Raw genomic sequence first — 25078 nt, 5'->3', positions numbered from 1 at the left:
GCCCGCTATCCTACCGCCGCTCCCAGCAGTGCCGGTGCCAGTGTCGGCGATCATCTGCGCGCCCGCCGGTATCCCGCGGCCACGCCACGATGTGCGCCACCCCGGGAGGTATGTTCTGGTTGCATCCCGGGCACACGTAGTACTTCTGAGCGGCCGCGCTGCCGACGTGTCTCATAACGAAAGGCTCGCCATGGGTCCAGCTCGGCCCTGGTACCGTCTGCGAGCCGAGGAAGGCACTGCCGTCGCGCGGCAGTGACCGTGGCTCTTCGCGGATCCTACGATTGCGGCGCGGCACTAGAACAACCGCAGCTCGTTGGACTCGATGCCGCGCAGCTCTTGGTAGTCCAGGACGACGCAACGGATACCGCGGTCTTCCGCCAAGGTCCGCGCTTGGGGCTTGATTTCCTGCGCTGCGAACACACCGTGGACCGGTGCTAGCAAGTCGTCGCGGTTGAGCAACTCAAGGTAACGCGTGAGCTGCTCAACGCCATCAATTCCGCCGCGGCGCTTGACCTCGACCGCTACGAATTCATTCTTGGAGTTCTTGGCCATGATGTCTACCGGACCAATCGCGGTGGGATACTCGCGGCGCACCAGCGAGTACTTCTCACCCAACGTTTCGATGTGTTCCGCCAACAGCTCCTGCAGGTGAGCCTCCACGCCATCCTTGACCAAGCCGGGGTCTTCTCCCAGATCCATGTCGATCTCCTGGTGGATCTGGGCGATGGTGATACGCAGCTGCTCACCTTTCGGGTTTTCTACCAGCCACAGCTTCTCTCCTGTGTCTTCACCGTCGATATCCTCAATTGCCGACTCCGAAAAGGTGCACGGCGGAGTCATCCAGTTTAGCGGCTTATAGGCACGGTCATCCGCATGGATGGACACCGAACCATCGGCTTTGATGAGGATGAGACGGTCCGCCATGGGAAGGTGGGCGTCGAGACGGCCTACGTAATCTACGGAGCATTGGGCGATGACAACACGCATGCCCTCTACCCTATCGTTGGGCGCTACTTCTTTGGTAAGCGGGTAGCTCGCTGGCGCATCTGGCGATAATCCAACTTCTCTTGGCGCTTCGACGGCGCCGATTCCACCCACGCATTCAAGGCCATGATCCCGTGCGCATCAGAGGCAATCTCATAGTCCCGCCCATCGATGCTAATACGGATGATCTGGTGACCCGAGGGCATAAAAGAAGCCTCGTCATCATCCATTGGGCGGGTGCTGCCCAGTTCGATGTCGAGGCGATTAAAGCGTTTGTTGGCGCGCGGCAATACGGAGCGAAGCTTGAAGTACTCCATGTACTCGCCGTCATAACGCACGAGGCCGTGGCGCCACGTATGGGAGTCCTTCGAAGGAAGCCGGCGCAGAAGGATGCTCGTTCCGCGGGAACGCACCGTAAAAAACCGTACTGCGGCCAGAATGACGACAACCAGAAGAATCAGTGCGCACAGACCTAAAAGAATAGATAGCCCTTGGAGCACCTGAGAGTTCATGGGTTGATTTCCTTCACCGCGAGTAAGAAACGTTGCGTTGATTCTACCGCTCGCGGAGGAAACAATGCTAGTCCTTGCTTGACCTTTGGCGCAGATCACGAAGGAACCCCACCCCCTCTTAGCGAGGGGGTGGGGTTCCTAGGTGAGAGTGGGAAGGGCGGTCATTGCTGCCCGTCGTTTTCCTCTCCGCTCATCCGTTAGCTGTTGAAGCGGCGGGCGGCGCGCAATGCGGCATCGCCACGGGACCTCGTCAGCTCGCGCTCAGACTTCAGGTCTTCCTGTGCCTGTGCTTCATCGACCTCCGAGGCCCAGATGGCCCAATCGGCGAGGACGGTGATCTTGTTCTCGGACACGGAGAGGAAGCCACCCTGGACAGCGGCGACGCGACGCTCGCCGTCGGCCGGGTGGATGGTCACTACGCCATTGTCGATCAACTGACCAACCATGGGCTCATGGCCAGGAAGCACGCCGATCTCACCCTCGGTGGTTTCAGCCGTCACCATGGTGGCCTTTCCGGTCCACAGCAGGCGCTCGACGGAAACCAATTCGGCGGTGATGTCAGCCATGTGCCTCTCCCTACTTCTTCTCGGTCAGCTTCTTGTACGCAGCCTCGACGTCGTCCAAGCCACCCAGGCCGTTGAAGGCCTGCTCCGGGTAGTGGTCGAATTCGCCGTTGCAGATGCGCTCGAAAGCATCGATGGTATCGGCCAGCGGCACGTAGGAGCCCGGCAGGCCGGTGAACTTCTCTGCGACGAAGAAGTTCTGGCCCAGGAAGCGCTCGATGCGGCGAGCACGCTGAACGGTGATCTTGTCTTCCTCAGACAGCTCGTCCATACCAAGGATGGCGATGATGTCCTGGAGCTCCTTGTTCTTCTGCAGGATACCGATGACACGCTGTGCCACCTCGTAGTGGCGCTCGCCCACGATGGACGGCTCCAGAATACGAGAGGTAGAGGTCAGCGGGTTCACTGCCGGGTAAATACCCTTCGAAGCAATACCACGGTCCAACTCGGTGGTGGCATCGAGGTGGGCGAAGGTGGTCGCCGGAGCCGGGTCGGTGTAGTCATCGGCCGGCACGTACACGGCCTGCAGGGAGGTAATGGACTTACCCTTGGTGGAGGTAATACGCTCCTGCAGCACACCCATCTCATCAGCCAGAGTCGGCTGGTAACCCACGGCGGAAGGCATACGGCCCAGCAGGGTCGACACCTCAGAACCGGCCTGGGTGAAACGGAAGATGTTGTCGATGAACAGCAGCACGTCCTGGTTCTGAACATCGCGGAAGTACTCCGCCATGGTCAGGCCGGACAGAGCCACGCGCATACGGACTCCTGGCGGCTCATCCATCTGGCCGAAGACAAGTGCGGTGTCTTGAAGAACGCCCATCTCCTCCATCTCAAGGAAGAGGTCGGTGCCCTCACGGGTGCGCTCGCCGACGCCGGCGAAGACGGAGGTACCGGAGAACTCGCGTGCGATACGAGTAATCATCTCCTGGATAAGAACGGTCTTACCCACACCTGCACCACCGAAGAGGCCGATCTTGCCGCCCTTCACGTACGGGGTCAGCAGGTCGATGACCTTAATACCGGTCTCCAGGATCTCGGTCTTACCCTCCAGCTGGTCGAATGCCGGCGGCTCGCGGTGGATGCCCCACTGCTCGCCGTCGCGGCCCAGACCCGGCTGGTCAAGGCAGTCACCGAGGGCGTTAAAGACGTGGCCCTTGACCACATCGCCAACCGGGACGGAAATCGGCTTGCCGGTGTCGGTCACGGCGGCACCGCGGACGAGGCCGTCGGTCGGAGCCATGGACACGGCACGGACGAGGTTGTCACCGAGGTGCTGAGCGACCTCAAGGGTGACGGTCTTTGCAACAGCCTCGAGGGAAACCTCGACGGTCAGTGCGTTGTACAGTGCCGGCAGCCCGCCACGCGGAAACTCCACGTCGACGACCGGACCGATGACACGCACCACACGGCCGGCGGTAGCCGACGACTGTGTGTTCTGCTCTTGCAGAGCTGTAGTCATAATCTAGTCACTTTCTGCGCTTTCGGCGAGCGCCCCAGCGCCACCGACGATCTCTGTGATTTCTTGGGTAATCTGCGCCTGACGGGCCTGGTTGGCCACGCGCGAGAGGTCCTTGACCAGCTCGGTTGCGTTGTCAGTTGCAGACTTCATTGCGGTACGGCGTGCGGCGGACTCGGAGGCCGAGGACTCCAAGAACATCGCAAACAGGAGGCGGGACACGTACTGCGGAAGCAGTGCGTCCATGAGGGTGTCCGCATCCGGCTCGAAGTCGTAATCAGGAGTGATCTGATTGTTCGGCTCGGCGTCGGAAAGCGCGGACTCACCCATGTTGTAGTCCTCTTCCTCAATAACCGGTACCACCGGCAGCAGCTGCTGCACACGCGCGGTCTGGGTCAGCATGGACTCGAACTCGGTGTACACAACGTGGACCTGGTCGAAACCGCGAACGGTCTCGCCCTCCACGTGAATACCCTCGCGGGTCTTGGCCTGGCCATTCGAACCGGCAACGAAGCCGTCGATGATGTGGCGGCGCACGTCGTGCGTCTTCTCCCAGGTTGGATCCTGCGAGAATCCAGTCCAGCTGCCTGCGACCTCGGCCTCACGGAACTTGTAGAAGCCAACGCCCTTGTTGCCGGTCACGTAGCGGACGGTCTCGAAACCCTCACTCTTGAGCAGGGCTTCCAGCTCGGCCGCCTTCTTGAAGATGTTGTTGTTGTAGCCACCGCACATACCGCGGTCCGAAGAGACCACGAGAATGGCGGCCACCTTTGCATCTTCGCGTTCCCGGAGCATCGGGTGATCCAGGGACGTGTGCGCCGCCAGCTTGTTGAGCACGTTGGACAGTTCACGTGCATAAGGCTGCGACGCCTCTACCCTGGCCTGAGCCTTGGTAATGCGCGAGGTAGCAATGAGCTCCTGTGCCTTGGTGATCTTCTTGGTGGAATTGACGGACCGGATGCGGTCACGCAGTTCACGAAGATTAGCCATGGTGTTCGCTCCTCCCTTCTTTATCTAGACGGTTAATTCTTAGAGCGTGCGAAACTCTATTTGGCCGTCTTGCGGGAGACGTTGAGCTCGGTCTTATTCACGTCATCCGCGGCGAGCGGGTCAACCGGTGCCTCGGTGCCGAGGTTGTTGCCCTCGGTCGTGCGGAAGGACGGAATGAAGTCCTTAGCAGCTGCAACAAGTGCATCCTTGGACTCGTCGGTCAGAGCGGTACCGCCCTGGATCTGCTCGAACACCTGCGGGGTTGCAGAGTTGAGGTGATCGTGCAGCTCCTTCTCGAAGCGGCGTACGTCCTCGACGGGAACGACGTCGAAGATGCCCTGGTCTGCGAGGAAGATGGACACCATCTGGTACTCGACAGGCTGCGGGGAGGACTCGGACTGCTTGAGCAGCTCGACGAGACGCTCACCGCGCTCCAGCTGAGCCTTGGAGGCCGGATCCAGGTCGGATGCGAAGGCCGCGAAGGCCTGCAGATCGCGGTAGGCAGCCAGCTCAAGACGCAGGTTACCGGCGACCTTCTTCATACCCTTGGTCTGTGCGGCACCACCAACACGGGAGACCGACACACCGACGTTAATTGCCGGACGGACGCCCTGGTTGAACAGGTCGGACTCCAGGAAGACCTGGCCGTCGGTAATAGAAATTACGTTGGTCGGAATGAAGGCGGAGACGTCGTTCGCCTTGGTCTCGATGATCGGCAATGCGGTCATGGAACCTGCACCCATGTCGTCGGAGAGCTTCGCAGCGCGCTCCAGCAGACGGGAGTGGAGGTAGAAGACGTCGCCCGGGTAAGCCTCGCGGCCCGGCGGACGGCGCAGAAGAAGGGAAATCGCACGGTAGGCCTCAGCCTGCTTGGTCAGATCATCGTAAATGATCAGGACGTGGTTGCCCTGGTACATCCAGTGCTGACCCAGAGCTGCACCGGAGAACGGTGCCAGCCACTTGAAGCCAGCGGCGTCGGACGCCGGAGCCGCCACGATGGTGGTGTACTCCAGTGCGCCGTGCTGCTCCAGGGTGTGGCGCACACCAGCAATGGTGGAGCCCTTCTGGCCGATGGCGACGTAGATGCAGCGAACCTGCTTGTTCTTGTCGCCAGATTCCCAGTTAGCCTTCTGGTTCAGAATGGTGTCGATACAGACAGCGGTCTTACCCGTCTTACGGTCACCAATGATCAACTGACGCTGACCGCGACCAATCGGGGTCATCGCGTCAATAGCCTTGATGCCGGTCTGCATCGGCTCTTCCACCGGCTGGCGCTGCAGCACGGACGGTGCCTGCAGCTCGAGGACGCGGTCCTCTTCAGCGGTGATCGGGCCCATGCCGTCGATCGGCTGGCCCAGGGGGTTAATTACGCGGCCGAGGAATTCCTCGCCCACAGGGATGGAGAGAACCTCGCCGGTCCTCTTGACCTCGTCGCCTTCTTTAAGCGACTCGAAGTTGCCCAAGACCACGACACCGATGGAGTTGGTGTCAAGGTTCTGTGCGACGCCAATCACGCCGCCGGGGAACTCGAGCAGCTCATTCGCCATGACGGACGGCAGGCCCGAAACCTGCGCAATACCGTCAGCTGCCGAAATGACCACGCCGACCTCCTCACGGGAGGCCTCCGCGGAGTAGCTCGAGGTGTAGTTCGCAATCGCGCTACGGATCTCGTCGGAGGAGATCGTCAGCTCCGCCATGTTCTTCCTGCTCTCGGTAGTATCTTCCAGCAATTACTTAATCGTTTCTGTCGTTTCGGCTTATGCCATCTGCGCACGAAGGCGAGCAATCTTGCCTGCCGTCGAGCCATCGATGACTTCGTCGCCGACGCGGATGGTCATACCACCGAGGAGGCTGGTGTCAACCTCAGAGTGGATGGACATCGCACGACCATAAATTTTGCCCAGCTTTTCAGCGAGTGCTGCCCGCTGGCTATCGTTCAGCTCACCCGCGGTGGTCACTCGCGCGATGGTACGGCCCTGCAGCTTGGCTGCGGTGTCCGCCAAACCGGCGAGATCATCAATCGGGTTCTGCTCCGGGCGGCCAATGGCCTGCAGCGCAAGCGCCTCAGTAACCATCGTGACCTTGCCGTAGAGCACGCTTGCCAGCAGCCCGACCTTGCGATCGGACGTAGCAGTACGGTCTGAAAGCAGCTGGGTCAGTTCGCCTTCGCGGTCAAGCACGCGCGACAGGGAGAAGAGCTCGTCCTCCACCTGGCCCAGCTTGCCCTCAAACTCAGCGCCACGCAGCAGAGCGCGGCGGCCGAGGATGATGAGACCACGGGCAATATCACGCGGCGTCGACCACTGTGCGGCGGCGGCCTCCTGCAGCACCTGGAGTGCAACCGGGGTGACCTTTCCGCCGAAAAGGGTCTGGGCCAGGGACTTGCGCTCCTCGGAGGTAGCGGCGTCGTCGGTCAGCGCGACACGCAGTTCGCGGTCACCGTCGAGGACGCGGACAACCTCGAAGAGGTCCTGGCCTGCCTGGGTAGCAGTCGCCACCGAGCGGTCGCCGGAGAGGAACTCATCCAGCTTGGACTCAACGGTACCGAGTGCTTCGCGGCTAGCTGCCTTCATCGTTGCCTACTTTCCGGCCGGTGCCACAGTGTCGAGCTCGGACAGGAAGTTATCAATCGTGGAGGACTGCTTGGTGGCGTCCGAAAGTTCGCCGCCGAGCAGCTTCTCTGCCAGGTTGATGGAGTTCTGTCCGATGTCGGAACGCAGCTCAGACACGACCTGTGCACGAGAAGCTTCAAGCTGCTTCTCGCCGGCGGTCAGGATGCGACGAGACTCTTCCTCTGCAGCTTCCTTAGCCTCTGCCTCGATCAGCTTGCCGCGCTCGCGCGCCTGCTCGCGGATCTCCGCAGCCTCTGCTCGAGCATCAGCGAGCTGAGCATTGTACTTTTCCAGAGCGGCCTTTGCTTCGGCCTGCTGAGCCTCCGCACGCTTAAGGCCACCTTCGATCCGGTCTTCACGCTCCTGCAGCATCTTGTTGTATGCCGGAAGAACAAGCTTCCAGAACACAATCAGGATGATGGCGAACGGAATGATCGACCAGACCAAGTCGTACATCTTGGGCAGAAGGATGGAGTTGCCGCTCTCCAGCGGCAGGTGCTCACTTCCCTCTGCTGCAAGGTAGTAAATGACGTTGTTCATGGGGCTCCGTTCTTAAAGTTCGATTTACTTTGTGTAAAGCGCTCTTTAGAACAGGAAGCCTGCAACGAGGCCGATAAGTGCCAGGGCCTCAACGAAGGCGATACCCAGGAACATGGTGGTACGCAGCTGGCCGGCCATCTCCGGCTGGCGAGCCATGCCCTCGACGGTCTTGCCGACGAGGATACCGATGCCCAGACCCGGGCCGATGGTTGCGATGCCGTAGCCGATAGCGCCGAGGCCCTTGAGGGTGGACTCGTCAGCAGCCTGAGCAAGAATGATTTCGTTCATGATGAAAGTCGTTCCCTTTCAATGTTTTCCCGCGAATTGTTCCGCGGGGGAAGTGGTGATTTCTGGGGTATTTAGTTAACCGCGAGGTTCGCGTTGTTGTTAGTGCGAATCTGCATGCAGCGACAGTTCGATGTATACCGCCGTCAGCAGGGCGAAAATGTATGCCTGCAGGAAGATGACGATAATTTCGTACAGCGTGAACAGAACCGCTGCGACCAGAGTGAGGCCACTCAGTGCGGTCCAACCGTTGAACTGGAAGAAAAAGAAGTTCGTTGCCGAGTACAACAGGACCAAAATGAGGTGGCCAGCCAGGAAGTTCGCCATAAGACGAAGAGCCAGCGTGACTGGACGCATGACAAACGTAGAGAAAGCCTCAATCGGTACAACAAGCACGTGCAGCAACGGCGGAAGGTTAGGAATAACCACCGAGGACTTGACGAACTTGCCGAAGCCAAAGCGCTTTGCGCCGGCGTAAATCATGGCGATGTACGCAACGACTGCCAGCACGATTGGCATACCAATACGAGCATTCGGAGAGATGTTTAGGGCTGGAACAATAGTTGCTACGTTCCAGAACAAAACACCGAAGAAGATCGTGGCCAGGATCGGAAGGAAACGACGTCCTTCCTTACGGCCCAAAATGTCTTCTGCGATGTGAATTCGTACGAAGTCAATCGCATGCTCCGCTACGTTCTGCAATCCTTTAGGAACCAGCTTCGGGTTCCTGAAGGCGACAACAAAAAGGAGCACCAAGATAGCCGCCATAAACAGGCGGACCAGCATGATGCGATCCAAAGCGAACCAACCGTTGGCGAAATCGGCGAAAAGAAGATCGACGACTCCACCATCTTCGGTTACGTGCCCCGGGAAAAATTCTGGATCCAGTTCGGGTGCGTGAAACTCACCCTTCATGGCCAATGTCGTAACGCTCAGCGTTCTCTCCCGTGTTCGGGCCACACAGCTTGTCGAAGGCTATGTGGTGCGATGGACGTCTCAAGCTCTTTGCCCTGCTCACGGACTCCGTCGCACATCAGCGTAAACAGGGCAAGGATAAACCGTACTTTTTCGGGATAGCATGACGCTAACCCGCGGTAACCCGAAGAGAATGCTATCAGTTCGCCCTCAAGTTTTCGCACGTGGGGGCAGCGTTGTGAACCTAAAGGCACAGCCCAGCGCCGTGCGGCCGCATAAAACGCCCACATTCTGCCAAAACCCTACTAAGTGTATTTGGTCACACACCCGCGTTTTCCCACCTTGACGGGGGTAATGAGCGCCCGAAGCGGCGTCATTTCGCTACACAAAAAGCCACCCTCCCGGGGTCACCGGGAGCAGTGGCTCACTGAAAAAGGTCGAGAAAGGCTAAGACACGTAGGTCACGTTGGAGGTGACCACACCCCATACCTCAGTTCCCAACGTCACCGCCAGCGCCAGTAGGACGGTGACGAAGAGGGCCATCGTGTCGTAGAACTCTAGGTCCTTGATCAGCAACAACACCATGATGAGGATGACGACCTTAAGCAACCAGCCACCTAGGACCACAGCCATCGTCGTCGAGGGTGTCGTGCGTGCGGTAATAAGCACCGAGGCCGCGGTAAAGAGCACGAAGCCGCCGCCGATGGCCGCGCCGACGAGTACTCCCCAAATTCCGGGCACTCCGCGAACGCCACCCCAGATGGATAGGGACGCGATGGTTACGACGATAAGGCCGATGACCCCGAGGCGCAGGGCGCGCTTCAGGGGGCGACGATGATCGTCGTAGGGCGAAAGCTCTTCGGAGGTCGTTGAATCAGTCACAGCCCCATACCCTACCTCAGGAAGGATCAGTTTCCAGCACCACACTGGTAGCCCGCGGCCGACGCCCAATCTTGCCCTGGCGCAGCGGAATCAGGGTCACGCCGAAGGCCACGCCAAGCGCGAGAACCGCCAAAGCCACGGCCGCGGGGGCCGGAACGATAGAAAAGGAGACGGCCCCAAACGCCACCGCGGAGACCCATAAATAAAGCACCAGTACTGTGCGTCGGTGCGTGTGCCCCAAGGAGAGCAGCCGGTGGTGAATGTGTGCCTTATCGGCAGCGAAAGGCGAGCGCCCCTGCGATACGCGGCGAATAACAGCCCAGACAAGGTCCAGGACTGGAATAAAGACCGCGGCGACCACGACGATGACGGGTGACATCAACGCCACAATGTCCACGGTGCCGTACAAAGACATGTTGATCTTGCCGGAGGCGGAAGTCGACGCCGCGGCGAGCAGCAAACCAATCAGCATCGCACCGCTATCCCCCATGAAGATGCGGGAGGGCTCAAAGTTGTGAGGGAGGAACCCGGCACACACGCCAACAAGAGCGGCAGCGATAATCGCCGGCGGATACGCGGACACCGCACCGCCCTGGTCGTGCAGCACTGTCAGCGAGAAAACCAAGATGGCGCCGCCGGCGATCATGCCCAGCCCGGCCGCCAAACCGTCGAGCCCGTCGACGAAGTTGATGGCATTGATAAGCAGGACCGTAAAGAACGTAGTCAAGAGTGTCCCCTGGACCTGGTCCAAGATGACCGTAGTTCCATCACCAAAAGGCAGGAAGAGAAGCGTCCACGTCAGCCCCAATCCGCTCATGATGGCCGCGGCCACGAGCTGACCGATGAGCTTGACCAGAGCGCTCAGCTCCACCAAGTCATCCACCACGCCCACGAGGACGATGGCTGCGGCTGACCAGAGCACAGCATTCATCTCAGGCGTGACGGGCATAAAGCCTCGAGTCAAGGCTGGAAGCTGGCCCGCGAGATAGACGGCGGCCGCAAAACCCGTGAACATCGCAACCCCGCCCAGCTGCGGTGTGGGCTGGGAGTGGCTATCGCGCAGGCGAATCTCCGCCACCTGGCCGCTGCGTACTAAGAAGGTGCGCACCAGTCCGGTGGTGAGGTAGGTAAACGCCGCCGCGACAAAGATCACCAACGCTAGCTCGCGCAGCGGCACTCCGGTTCCAGCCACTGATGTCTCCTTAAGAGGATTGGGCGCCCGGGCGGGTGCGCAAGGACTCTGCGGATACTCCGATGACCTCACCGATCTGCTCAGCGCTCAATGCGCCTTCGCGCAAAAGGTAAGGGCGGGAGCCAGACAGATCGATAATGGTGGATGGCTTTCCTACCTCTGCTTCTCCCCCGTCGAGGTAGACGGTGACGGCCTTACCCAGCTGTTGCTTGGCGGCAATCGCCGTGGTGGGTGGGGTTTGTCCGGAGATATTCGCGGAGGACACCGCCATGGGGCCGACCTCACGCAAAAGCTCGATGGCGATGGGATGCAGCGGCATGCGCAGCATCACCGTGCCGCGGGTATCGCCCAAGTTCCACGGAAGCGAAGGCGCCTGCGGGACGACGATGGATAGTCCGCCCGGCCAGAAGGCCTCGATCAGCGTTTGCGCGGTATCATCCAACGACGCGACAAGACCTTTGACGGTATCCCAGGAGCCCACGAGCACCGGTACCGGCATGTCCGGGCCGCGGTGCTTGGTGGCCAGCAGGCTAGCCACGGCGTCGTTATCAAAGGCATCGCAGCCCAGCCCGTAGAGCGTATCGGTGGGCATGACCACGAGCCGCCCCGACTTGGCTGCCTTGACGGCAAAAGCCATTCCTTCTTCGCGCTCGGCGGCGTCCGCACAGTTATAAATCTGTCCCTGCATTGGTCTCTCCTTTAATCCCGTTCGTGTCGGCTTGTCGACCAATCTTCGACCAATCTTCGACCAATCTACTGTACTCCCCGCTGTGCCGTGACAAAGCGGGCGGTGCCAGTGAGATCCTTGAGCACCTCGATGTGGCTAAATCCTCCATGCGCGCGCAGGGCTTCCTGCACCTGTTGGGAGGTGTCGTCGTCGTGCTCGATGCCCACGCGGCCACCGGGGCGCAGCAGCGCAGCGATGGTCGGGATCATCGCGTTGATGGTTTCCATGCCATCTACTCCCCCGAACACTGCCTCGTGAGGATCCTGGTAGACCTCCGGTTCCAGGTCCGGGGTCTCCGGTACGTATGGCGGATTCGTCAGCACGAGGTCAACGGTGCCGTGCAGCTCCGGCAAGAGGTCTGCCTCGGTGACATCCCCTTGGACCACGTTTATAGTTCCCGCCCCGCCCCGCGCAGCGGTCGCGGCGTTGCGGCGGGTGTAGGCCAGGGAGGCGTCGGCAAGCTCCACCGCCCACACCTCGGCCTGTGGCACGTAGTGCGCAACGTAGAGCGCGAGCGCTCCGGACCCAGCGCACAAGTCCACGACGCGGGGAGGCTGCGAGTTAAATTCCTTTGTCCCGTACGAGTTAAGTTCCTTTGACCCCGACGAGTTAAATCTCTTCAGAGATTTAACTCCCCAGTCGGCGAGCACTTCCGTTTCCGGGCGTGGAATGAACACGCCCGGGCCAACCTCAAGCTCGAGCGGACCAAACCACGCGACGCCCAGGATGTGCTGGAGTGGTTCGCGCGCTTCACGACGCCCCACCAACGCCCCATAGGCCACGTCAAAACCGGGGATCGGTTGCTCGTCGAGGGGGATGTCCATGTGCCCGCAGTGGATGAGGTGGGCGGCCAACAGGCGCGCGTCCCATTCGGGTGAAGGTACCCCGGCAGCGCGAAGGCGCTCCGTGGCATCACGAAGCGCCTCCCTATAGGTGTGAAAAGTCACCGCTAATAACCGTGCCTTGGCCTTCTATCCCTCGGCCTCGAGGCGCTCGGCGCGCTCCTGGGCCTGCAGGGCCTCGATGAGGTCGTGCATGTCGCCGTTGAGAACGGAGTCGAGGTTATTTGCCTTGTAGCCGATGCGGTGATCGGTAATGCGGTTCTCCGGCCAGTTATAGGTGCGGATGCGCTCAGAGCGGTCCATGGTGCGCACCTGGGATGCACGCTGCTCGCCGGCCTCGGCCTCGCGTGCCTCGCGCTCCATCTGATCCAGGCGGGCTTGCAGCACCTGCAGGGCGCGCGCCTTGTTCTGGATCTGGGAGCGCTCCTTCTGACAGGTCACCACCAGGCCAGTGGGCAGGTGGGTAATACGCACGGCGGAGTCGGTGGTGTTCACGCCCTGGCCGCCCTTACCGGAGGAGCGGTAGACGTCGACGCGGATGTCCTTGTCATCGATGTTGACTGCTTCGACTTCTTCCGGCTCCGGGTAGACCAGCACTCCGGCTGCGGAGGTCTGGATGCGGCCCTGGGACTCGGTCACCGGGACGCGCTGCACGCGGTGGACGCCGCCCTCAAACTTGAACACGCTCCACGCGCCATCACGGGACGGGGTCTTGGATTTGAAGGAGATGGACATGTCTTTGACGCCACCGAGGTCGGACTCGTTGAGGCCCAGGACCTCCCACTGGAAGCCGGCCTTGTCGGCGAAGCGCTCGTACATGCGGGCTAGGTCGCCAGCGAAAAGTGCTGCTTCTTCGCCGCCGGCGCCGGCCTTGATCTCCATGATGATGTCCTCGGAGTCCTGCTCATCGCGCGGAGCGAGCAGATCCGCGAGCTTCTCCTCCAGTTCCACGACGAGCGGTTCGAGGCGCTCAACCTCAGGCTGGAACTCGTGGTCCTCATAGGCCATCTCTTCGGCGTCGGCCAGGTCTTGGCGGGCCTGGACGAGTTCATCGTTGACAGCAACGATGGGGCGAAGTTCAGCGTAGCGCTTGGACAGCTTGCGGAACTGCTTCTGATCTCCGGCTACGTCCGGGTCAGCCATCTGCATCTCGATGCCCTGGTACTCGGAGACGATGTCATCAACGAGGGAAACCTGGTTCGACATTATTTGTAGTCCTCCTCATCCATATCTGCCGCCATGGGCGCAGACGAGGCCACCTGCATGAGGAATTCGCCGTTGGAGCGGGTCTTCTTGAGCTGCTTAATCAGCAAATCGATGGCAGCAAAGGAATCCAGGCCGGAAAGGATGCGGCGCAGCTTGGTCATGATGCGCGCCTCCTCCGGAACCAAGAGGAGTTCGTCCTTGCGGGTGCCGGACGGGTTGACGTCCACGGCCGGGAAGATGCGGCGCTCGGAGATGGCGCGGTCGAGCTTGAGCTCGGCGTTACCGGTGCCCTTGAATTCCTCGAAGATGACCGTGTCACCGGTGGAGCCGGTTTCCACCATCGCGGTGGCGATGATGGTCAGCGAGCCACCGTTTTCGATGTTGCGGGCAGCACCCAAGAAGCGCTTCGGCGGGTACAGGGCGTTGGAGTCCACACCACCGGACAGGATGCGGCCCGACGCCGGGGAGGAGTTGTTGTAGGCGCGGCCCAGGCGGGTAATGGAATCGAGGAGGACGACGACGTCCTTGCCCTGCTCCACCAAGCGCTTGGCGCGCTCGATGGCCAGCTCCGCCACGGAGGTATGCTCTGACGGCGGGCGGTCGAAGGTGGAGGCGATGACCTCACCGTTGACGCTGCGCTGCATGTCCGTGACCTCTTCGGGGCGCTCGTCCACGAGGACCACCATGAGGTAGCACTCCGGGTTGTTCGTGGCGATGGCGTTGGCGATGTTTTGCAGGATCGTCGTCTTACCGGCCTTCGGCGGGGAGACGATGAGCGCGCGCTGGCCCTTACCAATCGGCATGATGAGGTCGATGACGCGGGTGGTGAGGATCTTCGGGTCCGTCTCCAAGCGCAGGCGCTGGTTCGGGTAAAGCGGGGTGAGCTTGGAGAAGTCCGGGCGGTCCTTCGCAGTCGCCGGATCCAGTCCGTTGACGGTGTCGACTTCCACCAGCTGGTTGTACTTGCGGCGGTTGCGGCCGTTGCCGTGGGTGTGGGTCGGGCCAGAAACCTTGACCTTGCCGGTCAGCGCGTCGCCGGAGCGCAGGCCCAGGCGGCGCACGAGGTTGTTGTTAACAAAGACATCGGAGCTGGCCGCGCGGTAGCCGGTGGTGCGCAGGAAGGCCACGTTGTTGTCCACGACCTCCAGGATGCCGCCGACTACCTGTACTTCATCGCCCTCGCGGATCTGCAGATCGTTGCCACCATTGCCGCCACCATCGCGGTCACGCCCGCGGCGGTTACGGCGGTTGCGGCGGTTGCGGCGGCCGCCGCCATTGTTGTCATCGTCGTTGCGGTGGTTGTCGCGGCGGTTATTGTTGTGGCCGCCACCGTTATTGCCACCGTTGCCGCCATTGCCGCGATCACCGTTATCGGAGTTGTTTCCGCCGCGGGACTGGTTGTCCTCGGACTTTCCATTATTGTCCTCAGCACCGTTGTTATTTCCGTTGCCCTTGGCCTCTTCGCGGGCCTCGCGCTCCTGGCGGCGGGCGCGGTTGCGGCGGGCGCGGCGAGCCTGGGAGCGGGACTCGTAGCGGTGCTCGTCGTTACCGTCGTTGTGCTCGGACTTATCAGCCTTGTCAGATTTGGCAGCTTCATCAGTCTGCTGCTTCGGCTGGTCCTGCTTGCGCTTCTTATCCTGCTCCGGCTGCTCGGACTCCTGGTCTGCGGCGCCGGCAGGGCGAGAAGCCTTGCGGGTAGCGCGGCGCGGCTGTTCGTCCTTCTTGGGCTCCGCTTGGGCAGCGGCCTTCGCACTGCGCGCTGGCACCTGGCCGGTGGTCAGTGCGGTGATGAGATCCCCCTTGCGCAGTCCGGAGACGCCGCGAAGTCCGCGCTCCGCAGCCAGCTTGCGCAATTCCGGCAGCTTCAGGGACGCGAGATCCTGTGCTGCGGTCTTGTCCGTATCGCTCACGGATATCCTTTCGTCGCTTCACCAACGCGCGCCGTCTATTCAGCCGCACCCGCACTGTGCGTGGTGCCGCTCCACGTGGGCGTTGGAAGCCAGTGTGTAATTGAGATGGTCCGCCGCCACCAGCGAGTTCACGCAACCGCGATCCCCGTGGGCGGTGGTTTTCTTTGGCTCTCCCCCCTCTCCGGCCCTGCGGAGCAGAACGTGAAGAACTCCTTGCAGAACTCCGAAAAGAACTCAAGGAAGCGGCCGCGGGTCAATCGCGGGGAGATATTTTAAGAAGGCGACTGCGAGCGTATCTCTACCCTCTCATTGCCGCGCGCACCGTTGGACTGCCATGAGTTTTTCACCGCAGGTGTGCGCACCGTGGAGGGAGCTCGGAGGTGCGAGGAAGGCTTTCCCCGCCAGTCGCGAACAACTATACCGCATCCATCCACCGCGCTCACACTGACACAGCTAAAGTGGTGCGCATGCTCTCCACAATGCAGGATATCCCGCTGTCCCTCACCCGCATCCTGGAGTACGGCTCCTCCGTCCACGGCCAAACTCAGGTAGTCACGTGGCACAGCGCCAATCCCGGCAACGAACGCGAAGAGACGACCTTCGCCGATATCGGTGCACGCGCCGCCGCTTTCGCCCACGCCCTGCATGACACGCTCGGCATTACTGGTGATGAACGCGTGGGTTCCCTGATGTGGAATTGCGCAGAGCACCTCGAGGTGCTTTTCGGAACGGCCTGCAAGGGAGCGGTGTTTACGCCTCTCAACAAGCAGCTCATGAATGACCAGATCCGGCACATCATCAACCACGCCGAGGTTCGCGTCATCGTCGCAGATGCCCGGTTAGCGGAGCAGCTCGCCCGCGTATTAGACGGAGTGGAGTGCGTGCGCGCGGTGGTGTTCACGGGCGTCGATAAGCCCAGCATTGCCCTGCCGGGCAACGTTGAGGTTTATAGCTACGAACAGCTTCTGGATGGGCGCTCCACCGTGTACAACTGGCCGGTGCTGGATGAGCACACCGCTGCCGCCCTGTGCTACTCCACAGGCACCACCGGCGCTCCGAAAGGTGTGCTCTACTCGCATCGCGCCCTGTTTTTGGAGGGGATGCAGTTGCGCTCTTCCGACTCCCTGTGCGTGACCCATGGTGAGACCTTCTTGTGCTGCATTCCCATCTATCACGTGTTGAGCTGGGGCGTTCCCTTTGCGGCGTGGATGACGGGCACGCCGCTGGTGCTTCCCGACGCCGACGTCTCCCCCGCCACCCTGGCCAAGATCATCGCCGCCACCTCCCCACGCGTGGCGCATGGCGTGCCCACCATCTGGATCCAGCTCTTCGTGCACTACCTCAAGAACCCGCCGGAACGCATGACGCTGACGGAGATATTCGCCGGCGGATCGCCCGTCCCGCCGCAGCTCATCAAGAGCTGGGAGGAGCGCTATGGCGTGGACGTGGTTCACGTGTGGGGCATGGCGGAAACCACCACGGTGGGTACCGTGGCGCGCCCGCCCTCAGGTGCTTCGGGTGAGGCCCGGTGGGCCTACCGCATTTCCCAAGGGCGCTTTCCTTCCTCCCTGGAATACCGGGTGGTCAATGACGGCCACGTGGTCAACACCACGGACCGTAATGCCGGCGAGATCCAGGTGCGCGGCAACCTGGTGACCGGCTCCTACTATCACTCGCCCACCTCAGAGGACGGCGGCGCCGCCCACGAATTCCGCGGGAAGGACGTCGAAGATGCGGTCTCCAAGTTCACGGCCGACGGCTGGCTGCGCACTGGTGACGTCGGATTCGTCAACGAGGATGGCTTCCTCACCGTGGAGGATCGCGCGCGCGATGTCATCCGGTCCGGCGGCGAGTGGATCTACTCCGTCCAGTTGGAAAACCTCATCATGGCCAACCCGGTGGTGCTCGAATGCGCCGTCATTGGCTACCCCGACAAGCAGTGGGTCGAACGCCCACTAGCTGTGACCGTTCTTGCGGCGGATATCAGCCCCACGATTGAGACCGCCGAGCGCCTGCGTGACGGGATGCGCTCTGAGCTTCCATCGTGGATGCTGCCGGAGTACTGGACCTTCGTGAAGTCCATTGATAAGACATCGGTGGGCAAGTTCGACAAGAAGGATCTTCGTGCCCATCTTGCTGAGGGTGCCTATAACATCATCCGGCTCAAGGGCCCGGGTGAGGCACAGCGCCTCGATGCCGAAGAGGGCGCCACGCAGTAGAGGGGCCGTGCGACTATAGATCTGCTATTACTCCGGCTAAAGTGTGGTTAATGTCTGATCGCGTCTTTCTGCCTACGCCCTCCCCGCGCGGTTCCACCCGCGGCGGTGCCGACGCAACGCCTCCGGACCTGCCGCCTGCATTAAGCGATGGTCGCCGCGACTTGCTCGACCGTTATGGACGCCAAGCGCGCGACCTTCGAGTCTCGCTGACCGATCGCTGCAACCTCCGCTGTACGTATTGCATGCCCGCCGAGGGCCTCGAGTGGATGCCCACTGCCCAGACACTCAGCGACGACGAGACCATCCGCCTCATCAGGATTGCCGTAACCCACTTGGGCATCCGCCAGGTGCGCTTTACCGGCGGCGAACCTTTGCTGCGCAAGTCGCTAGAGAAGATTATCGCCGCCACCACACAGCTACGCACAGACGAAAAGTTGGCCCCCGCCACCGCACTGACGACCAATGGCTTGGGACTCCCCCGCCGCCTGGACGATCTCATTGAGGCGGGGCTGGACCGCGTCAATATCTCCCTAGACACCATTGATCCTGAGCTTTACGCCCGCCTCACCCGGCGCGACAGGCTCGGCGATGTCTTCGCCGCCATCGAAGCCGCCACAACCGCCCACCGCGAAGGGCGTCTGGGCACGGTCAAAGTTAATGCCGTAGTTATGCCCGGAGTAAATGAAGAGGACATCGTCCCCTTGGCACGCTACTGCCTCGAGCGAGGCGCGCAGCTGCGCTTCATCGAGCAGATGCCGCTGGGCCCACGCGAAGAATGGGATCGCTCCCGGATGGTGACCGCGGAGGATATCTTGGCTCGTTTGGGTGAAGAATTCGAGCTCACACCTGTGCAGGGTCCCCGCGGCTCAGCCCCCGCCGCGCTGTGGAACGCACAATCGCGCGATGGCTTAATACCGGTAGGCCGAATCGGCGTCATCGCATCCGTGACAAGGCCTTTCTGCGGCAATTGCGACCGCACGCGACTCACCGCGGACGGCGCTGTACGTAATTGCTTATTTGGAAACTCAGAGACGTCCTTGCGGGACTTGTTGCGCAGCGGCGCTAGCGACGCGGAACTCGCCGCCGCGTGGGCGGGCGAAATGTGGAAGAAGCTGCCGGGCCATGGTGTGGATGATGAAGGATTTCTCCAGCCCGATCGCCCGATGTCCGCCATCGGCGGCTAGATTGGGTGCAATGACAAGCACTGGGACTGACTTAAGCATCGAGGAGTATTTCGACCGCCTCCACGCATTGGTTCGCGCCCTGCCTGCGGAACGCGCTCCCCTTGTACAAGGCCGCGTTCTGGCCGAGCCACTCTTCGCCCGTCTTCCCCTCCCGCCGCAGGATAATTCGGCGATGGACGGCTTCCTTGTCCCAACTCCGGCGTCACCTGATGACTTAACCACCCCATTCACGCTGCCTGTTATAGGTGATGTCCCAGCAGGCTCACCCGCCCAGGTCCCGCGTCCTGGGACCGCGGTGCGAATCATGACTGGCGGGGAGGTTCCGGAGGGTTTTGATGGCCTGGTCATACCAGTAGAAAACACCGATGTGTCCCCGGGGCCCGGACCTGTGCCTGAAACCGTCACGGTGCACCACCTGCCCGACCGTAACCATATACGGCGGCGCGGCTCCCACATCGACGCCGGCCACCAACTCGCCGGTTCTGCCACGCTTGTCGACGCCCCCCTTATCGCCGCCGCCCTCTCCTCCGGTGTTGACAGCGCCGTGGTTCACCGCATCCCACGAGTGACCATCATTGCCACGGGTGAGGAGCTGATCAACGGCCAGCTTTCCGATTCGAATGGGCCCATGCTCGAAGCCCTCATTTCTTCCACCGGTCTCTGCGAGATCACCCGCACGGTCTGTGGAGATTCCCCCATTGAGCTGCACCGGCGCTTCAACGCGGCCGCTGCGGATTCCGATCTCATTGTCACCACCGGCGGCGTCTCGGCCGGCGCCTTCGACGTGGTTCGCGCCGTGATTGAGGATGCCGTGGAACGCGATGATTACTGGTTCGGCCACGTCAACCAACGGCCCGGCGCGCCTCAGGGCCATGCGCTCTGGGACGGTATCCCCGTGGTGTGTTTGCCGGGCAACCCGGTGGCGGCGTTTGTCTCCGCACACCTCTACCTCACCCAACTGCTGCGCTCTCTGCGCGGACTGCCCCGCCCCGCGGGTGTCAAGGACCGGCCGTGCCTCACGGCCGTCGCCGGTGCGGACTTCCCCGAACCTCACCACCCGCTCATTCAGCCGTGCTCCATCACCATGACGGAATCCATTACCGCAAGCCCACCGCCGGGTCCGCGTATGCGCAGCCACCACGTTGCCGCCCTTCCGGGCACACACGGCTTTGCGCTGCTGACGAGTCCGGTCGCCGCCGGCGAGCAACTTACCGTCTACCCTTACTAGCTTCACAATCCGCCTCCACATCCCCCACCCCTCCGATGCTGCCAAAGATCGCGCATCTGAACACCCGGATCGGCCCACTCTTCGTCAGCTAGGCTAGGTCCACGCTAGGAAAGGATCCCTGTTTAGACATGAAGTTCACTCACCTCAACGACGCCGGCTCCGCCTATATGGTGGACGTCACCGAAAAGCAGCCCACGGTACGCACCGCTACCGCCCAAGGCGAGGTCGCGTGCTCACCAGAAGTTCTCACCGCGCTGCGGGAGGGAACCGTGCCTAAGGGGGACGTGCTTGCGGTTGCGCGTGTGGCTGGCATCGCGGCTGCCAAGAAGGTTCCAGATCTCCTTCCGCTGGCCCACACCATTGGGGTGCATGGCTGTGCGGTGGACATTGAGCTGCGTGAAGACCACGTCTTCATCGAAGCCACAGTGCGCACCGCCGACCGCACCGGCGTGGAAATGGAGGCGCTCACCGCGGTGAGCATCGCCGCCTTGGCGCTCATTGACATGGTCAAAGGCGTTGACCGCTCCGCCTATATCCGGCGCTGCGGCATCACCGCGAAGTCCGGGGGCCGCTCCGGTGATTGGTCCCGCGAGCTGCCCGGAACGAAAGGTTAAGCGAAGTGCCAGGTGTCATTGTTTTAGCCGGCGGGCGCGGCCAACGCATGGGAGGCGTGGACAAGGCTAGCGTGAGGCTCGCCGGTGAACGCCTCATCGACCGACTGTTGCGCCAGCTTCCTTATGGCGCGCCGGTAGCGGTCGTCTCGCCCTATCGTTTGGGCATGCCCCAGGTGTGCGAAAGCCCCCTCTTCGGCGGGCCAGCTGCAGGTATCGCCGCGGGCCACGCCGCACTGGCTGGTGACGCGAGGGCTACCACAGCAGTCTTTGCCGTCGATGCCCCGGATTCCCCGCAGGTACTGCCTGCCCTCCACAAGGCTCTGGGTAGCTCGGGCGCGGATGTCGCTGTGGCTACCCTCGACGGGAGCCTACAACCGCTGTGTGCGCTGTGGCGTACTAAGGCCCTCACCCGCGCGCTGGAGGAGCTCGGAGATCCACGCAACAACCCGGCCATGCGCTTACTGAGGCTCGCGGGCACCATCGCCGAGATCGAGGCAACGCCCGCAGTACGCGATATCGACACCTTGGACGAGCTACGAGCGCGGCGCGAGCGACTTGCTACTCAACGATAATCTGGCCGTGTTGCCCCTTCTCCGCATTCGTCATGAGGTGGTTGACAAAGGAATAGGTGCCCGGCTCGTTGAAGGTCATCTCCACGAATCCGCCCTGGGCAGGTAGAAGGTCGAGCGCCTGGGAGCCGGAATCCTTCGCGCCCTTAATCAGGTAGGCGCCTTCCTTGTACACGGTGTCGAATTGTTCGCCCACGACGTGGAAGCTCAACGGCAGATCCGGGCCGAGGTTGACCACCCAGATGCGCACGGTATCGCCCACCTTGGCGCGCAGCGGAGCAACATCATACTGGTTGGGATAGTAATTGAAGGCCGTGAGGTCATAGTCGCCGTCGCTGACGCGCTGCGCGTTAGCGCCCTCAGCTTCCTTACCCGCAGAGGCTAGAAAGACCTCGTTCGCCGTCATGACGTACTCCGCATCGACGTCTGCCAGCGCGTCCTCCCCGCGAGGATCGATGATGACCGCTCCCGCCATGCCATTGGCAATGTGCAAGCTCATCGGCATGGTCGAGCAATGATACATCCAGATACCCGCCCTGTGTGCCACGAATTCATAGGTCAGCGATTCACCCGGCTGGATCGACTTCATGTTCTCATCCGGGTTGACCTCACCCGCGTGAAAGTCCACCGAGTGCCCCATCGAGCCCTCGTTTTTGATGGTGATGCGGAACGTATCCCCTACCTTGCCGCGCAAGGTAGGCCCGGGTGCTTGCCCGTTGAAAAGCCACCGGGTTTGGCGCACGCCTGGGGCAACCTCGACTTCTTCCTCAGTCATCACCCACGTTTCCTCATGGAGCTCGCCTTCGGCGGGGGCAAGGGAGGCATCAAAAGCCTTAAAGTTCTCGCGGGCTGCCATGCGCTCGGCAGCCGAGGGCACCGTCGCCGGTGCGCCGGCGGAGCCGGTGCTTTCCGACGCCCCCGCATGATCATGCTCACCGGATGCTGACTCGTCGACGTTGACCATGAACGTCATACCTTGCATCTTGTGCCCGGCGATCGTGCAATAGCCTTCCACAGACTCCTCGATGATTCCGGCGTCGAGCTGCACGGTCTCGCCCGGTTCCACCCGGCCCGTCTCCTCGCGCCCAATCTTGAGGTCATGAACCTGGTCACCGGTGTTGGTGAAATTCACTACGAGGTGACTGCCCGCTGCCACGTCAATGGAGGACGGGACAAAAGCCATGCCCTCCACGGAGACGTCAACAGTCACGGCGTCGGCGGATGCCACCGTAGCTGGGTCCTGCTTGCCTGTGGTCGAGTTGAACACAGCCAGCCCAATGACAGCGAGGAGCGCGACGATGATGATGAGCCAGGACGCCCACTTCTTTTCGGAATGCTCCTTCTTAACGGGCACGCTTGACATGAACTTCTCCTTGAGATGATGCGACGGCCCATGCCAGGGCCACAATATTGGCGATGAGTCCAAGCCCCATCATGATAAGCCCGGCTACAGACACACCTGCAATGCCGAGGAGGCTGAGCACACCGCCCACGTTAATGAGCCCTACTCGCAGGAACCCGGCAATATGCCCGTGCGCGGGACGGGCCGCCCCGGCCAGGATGGGCAGCATGTGATGGAGCACCCCGGTGACCAGCTGCAGCAGGCCGGCGCCCAGAAACGCCGGCATGAGCAGTAGCGTGACCGCGCGTGGGTAGGCCCCTGCGATGGTGGCCGCGGCGTCACCGGCGCAGAGCGCCACCATCCATACCAGCCCCGCCAACGCGGACACACTAGCCGTGGTCTTCTCACCACCAAGCGCACCGGCCAGCACTGGCTGGATGATGAGTACGGCAGCAAGCACGGTGAGCAGCTGCGCCATGCCGGCGGCGCGGGTGAGCCCGGAGGCGTCGGCAAGCATGGCCACCCCCAGCCCCACGCAATGCACGGTCAAAGCCCGGCTGCACCGCACCCGCGCAACCGCTGAGATTGGGGTTCGGGTCAACGTGGGCAACAGCGTGATGACCGTGCCCAGGATGGTAAGAAGGCCGAAGCCCCACACCATCCCGCGTGAGTGCGCGGCCACCAACAGCGAGTAATTCCCTACCCCGTGCGCAGCCAGAATGACCAGTAGCACCGAGAACACCATGAAGCAGGCCGCCGCCAGATAAAAAGGAACGGTCACGGCGAAAGAACCAGACAGAGAGCCCCGGAGCGTGGTCCACAGCGCCCACAGGTGCCACGCAACGGCAGCGATGACCAGTGCCGAGCCACTATCCGAGAGCACGCCCCAGTCATAGCCCGCGCGATCAACAAGGAGAAGAACCAGCCCCACCTGAACCAGGCCTACCCGCGCGCCCACCCCTCGGAAGCCGACCGCCGGAGTGCGGGTGAGCGCCTCCGTGAAGTGGGTACTGAACACGAGGATCGCGGTGGTCAGCGCGCCGAGGGTGAATGGGTGGATGAGGTCCCACCACACGACGGGTGCTCCCCCAAAACTTGCCACGGTGATTCCCACGCCGACCGCGATCCAGAACGCGACGAGGCTAAAGGCAAGGGTGTGCCAGCGCCGGCGCGAAGCCAGGGAGACATCACGCAGAGACATATCCGACATTCCTATTTGCACGGATATAATCGTAGTAAATTAGTTGCACGGGCAGCAACGCCCGCCGCCCTAGAACTCGAAAGGAATCCATCAATGAACTTGCCGCTTGTCGACACTTCCAAGGGCCGCGACATTCCCACCCTTAACGCGTCCGAAATCCCTCATGCAGTGCGCCACGGCGCTATCCATGGGGCACTCGGCACCCTCAACGTGGGCGAATCCATGATTCTCATTGCTCCACACGACCCGCTTCCGCTGCTCAAAGAAGTGGACCAGCGCGAAGAATCCTTCGACCGTGAATACCTCAAGAAGGAACCAAAGGAAGTGCATATTAAATTCACGCGGACCGCGTAAAGATGCCGTAACGTAACTGACCATGCGCCGCTTGAAAATTGCTGTCTCTGTTCTCGCCGCCGCGCTGACTGTCGCCGGCTGCTCCTCCAGCTCCGATGAACCGTTGCAGGTTTTCGCCGCCTCCTCCACGCGCGTGCTCAATGACGACCTCTCCGGCGCATCCGAAACCCCGCTGGCGTTTAACAACGGCGGCTCTTCCGCCCTAGTTCAGCAAATCAATGAAGGCGCTCCCGCGGATCTGCTCCTCACGGCTTCCCGGGAGACCATGGAGGATGCAACTGCGCAGGGCACCGTTGACACACCCGTGGCCTTAGCCAGCAACGTTATGGTCATGGTGGTGCCGAAGGGCAATCCCTTGGGACTGCGCTCCGCGGCCGACCTGGATCCCTCGGCACGCCTCGTGCTCTGCGACCCAAGCGTCCCCTGCGGCGCCATCTCTACGCGCATCATGGAGGCCAACAACTGGGACCTGCACGCTTCCTCCTTGGAGGGACAGGTAGCTGACGTCCTGGGTAAGGTCGCCTCCGGTGAGGCGGACGCCGGGTGGGTCTACTCCACCGATGCCGCCGCTAGCGAGGACGTCGAGGCCATCCCACTCGACCACGCGGAAGACTTCCGCAATGAGATCATGGGCGCGGTGGTATCTGATTCACCCCGACACGACGAAGCTCAGGATGTCCTCAACCTCCTCGACTCGGATTTTGACAACACCTGGGAAAAATTCGGTTTTACCCCGGTGGACTAAGTG

26 protein-coding genes are annotated in these 25078 nt (G+C 61.8%); 7 read left to right on the top strand and 19 right to left on the bottom strand.

Annotated features, from left to right (window positions below; translation table 11 throughout):
• Window positions 1-10 precede the first annotated feature (10 nt).
• The 17 genes from R3O64_RS05570 to rho all read right to left on the bottom strand — a co-directional run bounded on the left by R3O64_RS05570 (window position 11) and on the right by rho (window position 15619).
• Complete coding sequence (locus tag R3O64_RS05570; protein ID WP_083312509.1) at window positions 11-295, bottom strand: hypothetical protein; 285 nt, start codon at window positions 293-295, stop codon at window positions 11-13.
• Complete coding sequence (gene nucS / locus R3O64_RS05565; protein WP_144675888.1) at window positions 295-987, bottom strand: endonuclease NucS; 693 nt, start codon at window positions 985-987, stop codon at window positions 295-297. Before nucS ends, R3O64_RS05570 begins: the two co-directional genes overlap by 1 nt.
• Before the next feature lie 23 nt (window positions 988-1010).
• Window positions 1011-1496, bottom strand: coding sequence for a DUF2550 domain-containing protein (locus tag R3O64_RS05560; RefSeq protein ID WP_070624897.1), 486 nt, complete (start codon window positions 1494-1496; stop codon window positions 1011-1013).
• A gap of 197 nt (window positions 1497-1693) precedes the next feature.
• Window positions 1694-2062, bottom strand: coding sequence for a F0F1 ATP synthase subunit epsilon (locus R3O64_RS05555; RefSeq protein WP_046648936.1), 369 nt, complete (start codon window positions 2060-2062; stop codon window positions 1694-1696).
• A gap of 10 nt (window positions 2063-2072) precedes the next feature.
• Window positions 2073-3521, bottom strand: coding sequence for a F0F1 ATP synthase subunit beta (gene atpD, locus R3O64_RS05550; protein WP_070528745.1), 1449 nt, complete (start codon window positions 3519-3521; stop codon window positions 2073-2075).
• Window positions 3522-3524: 3 nt separating this feature from the next.
• The gene (locus R3O64_RS05545; protein ID WP_070531166.1) at window positions 3525-4508 is read right to left on the bottom strand and encodes a F0F1 ATP synthase subunit gamma; all 984 of its coding nucleotides are present in this window, start codon (window positions 4506-4508) and stop codon (window positions 3525-3527) included.
• Between the two features lie 56 nt (window positions 4509-4564).
• Entirely contained in the window at window positions 4565-6205 is a 1641-nt protein-coding gene (gene atpA, locus R3O64_RS05540; protein ID WP_070528750.1) for a F0F1 ATP synthase subunit alpha, read from the bottom strand.
• Window positions 6206-6265: 60 nt separating this feature from the next.
• Window positions 6266-7081 carry a F0F1 ATP synthase subunit delta gene (locus tag R3O64_RS05535; RefSeq protein WP_143335147.1) on the bottom strand — a complete coding sequence of 272 codons (816 nt, stop codon included), beginning with the start codon at window positions 7079-7081 and terminating at the stop codon, window positions 6266-6268.
• 6 nt (window positions 7082-7087) lie between these two features.
• The gene (locus R3O64_RS05530; RefSeq protein WP_046648931.1) at window positions 7088-7660 is read right to left on the bottom strand and encodes a F0F1 ATP synthase subunit B; all 573 of its coding nucleotides are present in this window, start codon (window positions 7658-7660) and stop codon (window positions 7088-7090) included.
• Between the two features lie 45 nt (window positions 7661-7705).
• On the bottom strand, window positions 7706-7948 hold the full coding sequence (locus R3O64_RS05525; RefSeq protein WP_010187073.1) for an ATP synthase F0 subunit C: 243 nt from the start codon (window positions 7946-7948) through the stop codon (window positions 7706-7708).
• A gap of 99 nt (window positions 7949-8047) precedes the next feature.
• Window positions 8048-8860: a F0F1 ATP synthase subunit A gene (gene atpB / locus R3O64_RS05520; protein WP_070525178.1), complete on the bottom strand. Its 813-nt coding sequence runs from the start codon at window positions 8858-8860 to the stop codon at window positions 8048-8050.
• 447 nt (window positions 8861-9307) lie between these two features.
• Window positions 9308-9742 (bottom strand): hypothetical protein, encoded by a 435-nt coding sequence (locus R3O64_RS05515; protein WP_070525176.1) that lies wholly within the window; start codon window positions 9740-9742, stop codon window positions 9308-9310.
• 16 nt (window positions 9743-9758) lie between these two features.
• Window positions 9759-10934 carry an MraY family glycosyltransferase gene (locus R3O64_RS05510; protein WP_070525174.1) on the bottom strand — a complete coding sequence of 392 codons (1176 nt, stop codon included), beginning with the start codon at window positions 10932-10934 and terminating at the stop codon, window positions 9759-9761.
• A gap of 10 nt (window positions 10935-10944) precedes the next feature.
• On the bottom strand, window positions 10945-11622 hold the full coding sequence (locus R3O64_RS05505) for an L-threonylcarbamoyladenylate synthase (RefSeq protein WP_070597073.1): 678 nt from the start codon (window positions 11620-11622) through the stop codon (window positions 10945-10947).
• 65 nt (window positions 11623-11687) lie between these two features.
• Window positions 11688-12608: a peptide chain release factor N(5)-glutamine methyltransferase gene (prmC, locus tag R3O64_RS05500; protein WP_070708402.1), complete on the bottom strand. Its 921-nt coding sequence runs from the start codon at window positions 12606-12608 to the stop codon at window positions 11688-11690.
• 24 nt (window positions 12609-12632) lie between these two features.
• Entirely contained in the window at window positions 12633-13709 is a 1077-nt protein-coding gene (prfA, locus tag R3O64_RS05495) for a peptide chain release factor 1 (protein WP_339017456.1), read from the bottom strand.
• Window positions 13709-15619, bottom strand: coding sequence for a transcription termination factor Rho (rho, locus tag R3O64_RS05490; protein ID WP_339017455.1), 1911 nt, complete (start codon window positions 15617-15619; stop codon window positions 13709-13711). Before rho ends, prfA begins: the two co-directional genes overlap by 1 nt.
• Before the next feature lie 467 nt (window positions 15620-16086).
• On the opposite strand from rho, the gene R3O64_RS05485 reads away from it, so the two are divergent.
• The 5 genes from R3O64_RS05485 to mobA all read left to right on the top strand — a co-directional run bounded on the left by R3O64_RS05485 (window position 16087) and on the right by mobA (window position 21436).
• A complete protein-coding gene (locus R3O64_RS05485; protein WP_339017454.1) occupies window positions 16087-17838 on the top strand; it encodes a long-chain fatty-acid--CoA ligase in 1752 nt (583 codons plus the stop codon).
• A gap of 50 nt (window positions 17839-17888) precedes the next feature.
• Window positions 17889-19022, top strand: a complete 1134-nt coding sequence (gene moaA, locus R3O64_RS05480) for a GTP 3',8-cyclase MoaA (protein ID WP_070525164.1) — start codon at window positions 17889-17891, stop codon at window positions 19020-19022.
• A gap of 10 nt (window positions 19023-19032) precedes the next feature.
• Window positions 19033-20250 carry a molybdopterin molybdotransferase MoeA gene (locus R3O64_RS05475; RefSeq protein ID WP_339017453.1) on the top strand — a complete coding sequence of 406 codons (1218 nt, stop codon included), beginning with the start codon at window positions 19033-19035 and terminating at the stop codon, window positions 20248-20250.
• 128 nt (window positions 20251-20378) lie between these two features.
• Window positions 20379-20864, top strand: coding sequence for a cyclic pyranopterin monophosphate synthase MoaC (gene moaC, locus R3O64_RS05470; protein WP_070531177.1), 486 nt, complete (start codon window positions 20379-20381; stop codon window positions 20862-20864).
• 5 nt (window positions 20865-20869) lie between these two features.
• Window positions 20870-21436, top strand: coding sequence for a molybdenum cofactor guanylyltransferase (gene mobA / locus R3O64_RS05465; protein WP_101736609.1), 567 nt, complete (start codon window positions 20870-20872; stop codon window positions 21434-21436).
• On the opposite strand, the gene R3O64_RS05460 is transcribed toward mobA, so the two are convergent.
• Window positions 21423-22796, bottom strand: coding sequence for a multicopper oxidase domain-containing protein (locus tag R3O64_RS05460; protein ID WP_339017452.1), 1374 nt, complete (start codon window positions 22794-22796; stop codon window positions 21423-21425). The genes mobA and R3O64_RS05460 overlap by 14 nt on opposite strands.
• A complete protein-coding gene (locus R3O64_RS05455; RefSeq protein WP_046648920.1) occupies window positions 22777-23976 on the bottom strand; it encodes a hypothetical protein in 1200 nt (399 codons plus the stop codon). The genes R3O64_RS05460 and R3O64_RS05455 overlap by 20 nt, the downstream gene beginning before the upstream one ends.
• 93 nt (window positions 23977-24069) lie before the next feature.
• Here R3O64_RS05455 and R3O64_RS05450 point away from each other — a divergent pair, with 93 nt between their 5' ends.
• Window positions 24070-24330, top strand: a complete 261-nt coding sequence (locus R3O64_RS05450; RefSeq protein WP_046648919.1) for a DUF2249 domain-containing protein — start codon at window positions 24070-24072, stop codon at window positions 24328-24330.
• 22 nt (window positions 24331-24352) lie between these two features.
• A complete protein-coding gene (gene modA, locus R3O64_RS05445) occupies window positions 24353-25075 on the top strand; it encodes a molybdate ABC transporter substrate-binding protein (RefSeq protein ID WP_144675914.1) in 723 nt (240 codons plus the stop codon).
• The last annotated feature ends 3 nt before the right edge of the window (window positions 25076-25078 follow it).

The organism is Corynebacterium hesseae (assembly GCF_037850265.1).
Lineage (GTDB): Bacteria > Actinomycetota > Actinomycetes > Mycobacteriales > Mycobacteriaceae > Corynebacterium > Corynebacterium hesseae.
Note: the sequence above shows the minus strand (reverse complement) of the source record. Positions and strands in the feature narration are given on the sequence as shown.

Excerpts from the sequence above, each read along its gene's own strand:
- R3O64_RS05555 (WP_046648936.1), bottom strand. The coding sequence starts at position 2,062 with ATGGCTGACATCACCGCCGAATTGGTTTCCGTCGAGCGCCTGCTGTGG.
- R3O64_RS05535 (WP_143335147.1), bottom strand. The coding sequence starts at position 7,081 with ATGAAGGCAGCTAGCCGCGAAGCACTCGGTACCGTTGAGTCCAAGCTG.
- prfA (WP_339017456.1), bottom strand. The coding sequence starts at position 13,709 with ATGTCGAACCAGGTTTCCCTCGTTGATGACATCGTCTCCGAGTACCAG.
- R3O64_RS05485 (WP_339017454.1), top strand. The coding sequence starts at position 16,087 with ATGCTCTCCACAATGCAGGATATCCCGCTGTCCCTCACCCGCATCCTG.
- nucS (WP_144675888.1), bottom strand. The coding sequence starts at position 987 with ATGCGTGTTGTCATCGCCCAATGCTCCGTAGATTACGTAGGCCGTCTC.
- R3O64_RS05530 (WP_046648931.1), bottom strand. The coding sequence starts at position 7,660 with ATGAACAACGTCATTTACTACCTTGCAGCAGAGGGAAGTGAGCACCTG.
- R3O64_RS05525 (WP_010187073.1), bottom strand. The coding sequence starts at position 7,948 with ATGAACGAAATCATTCTTGCTCAGGCTGCTGACGAGTCCACCCTCAAG.
- R3O64_RS05455 (WP_046648920.1), bottom strand. The coding sequence starts at position 23,976 with ATGTCTCTGCGTGATGTCTCCCTGGCTTCGCGCCGGCGCTGGCACACC.
- R3O64_RS05475 (WP_339017453.1), top strand. The coding sequence starts at position 19,033 with ATGACAAGCACTGGGACTGACTTAAGCATCGAGGAGTATTTCGACCGC.
- R3O64_RS05505 (WP_070597073.1), bottom strand. The coding sequence starts at position 11,622 with ATGCAGGGACAGATTTATAACTGTGCGGACGCCGCCGAGCGCGAAGAA.
- modA (WP_144675914.1), top strand. The coding sequence starts at position 24,353 with ATGCGCCGCTTGAAAATTGCTGTCTCTGTTCTCGCCGCCGCGCTGACT.
- R3O64_RS05450 (WP_046648919.1), top strand. The coding sequence starts at position 24,070 with ATGAACTTGCCGCTTGTCGACACTTCCAAGGGCCGCGACATTCCCACC.
- atpD (WP_070528745.1), bottom strand. The coding sequence starts at position 3,521 with ATGACTACAGCTCTGCAAGAGCAGAACACACAGTCGTCGGCTACCGCC.
- atpA (WP_070528750.1), bottom strand. The coding sequence starts at position 6,205 with ATGGCGGAGCTGACGATCTCCTCCGACGAGATCCGTAGCGCGATTGCG.
- atpB (WP_070525178.1), bottom strand. The coding sequence starts at position 8,860 with ATGAAGGGTGAGTTTCACGCACCCGAACTGGATCCAGAATTTTTCCCG.
- R3O64_RS05545 (WP_070531166.1), bottom strand. The coding sequence starts at position 4,508 with ATGGCTAATCTTCGTGAACTGCGTGACCGCATCCGGTCCGTCAATTCC.
- R3O64_RS05460 (WP_339017452.1), bottom strand. The coding sequence starts at position 22,796 with ATGTCAAGCGTGCCCGTTAAGAAGGAGCATTCCGAAAAGAAGTGGGCG.
- R3O64_RS05560 (WP_070624897.1), bottom strand. The coding sequence starts at position 1,496 with ATGAACTCTCAGGTGCTCCAAGGGCTATCTATTCTTTTAGGTCTGTGC.
- moaA (WP_070525164.1), top strand. The coding sequence starts at position 17,889 with ATGTCTGATCGCGTCTTTCTGCCTACGCCCTCCCCGCGCGGTTCCACC.
- moaC (WP_070531177.1), top strand. The coding sequence starts at position 20,379 with ATGAAGTTCACTCACCTCAACGACGCCGGCTCCGCCTATATGGTGGAC.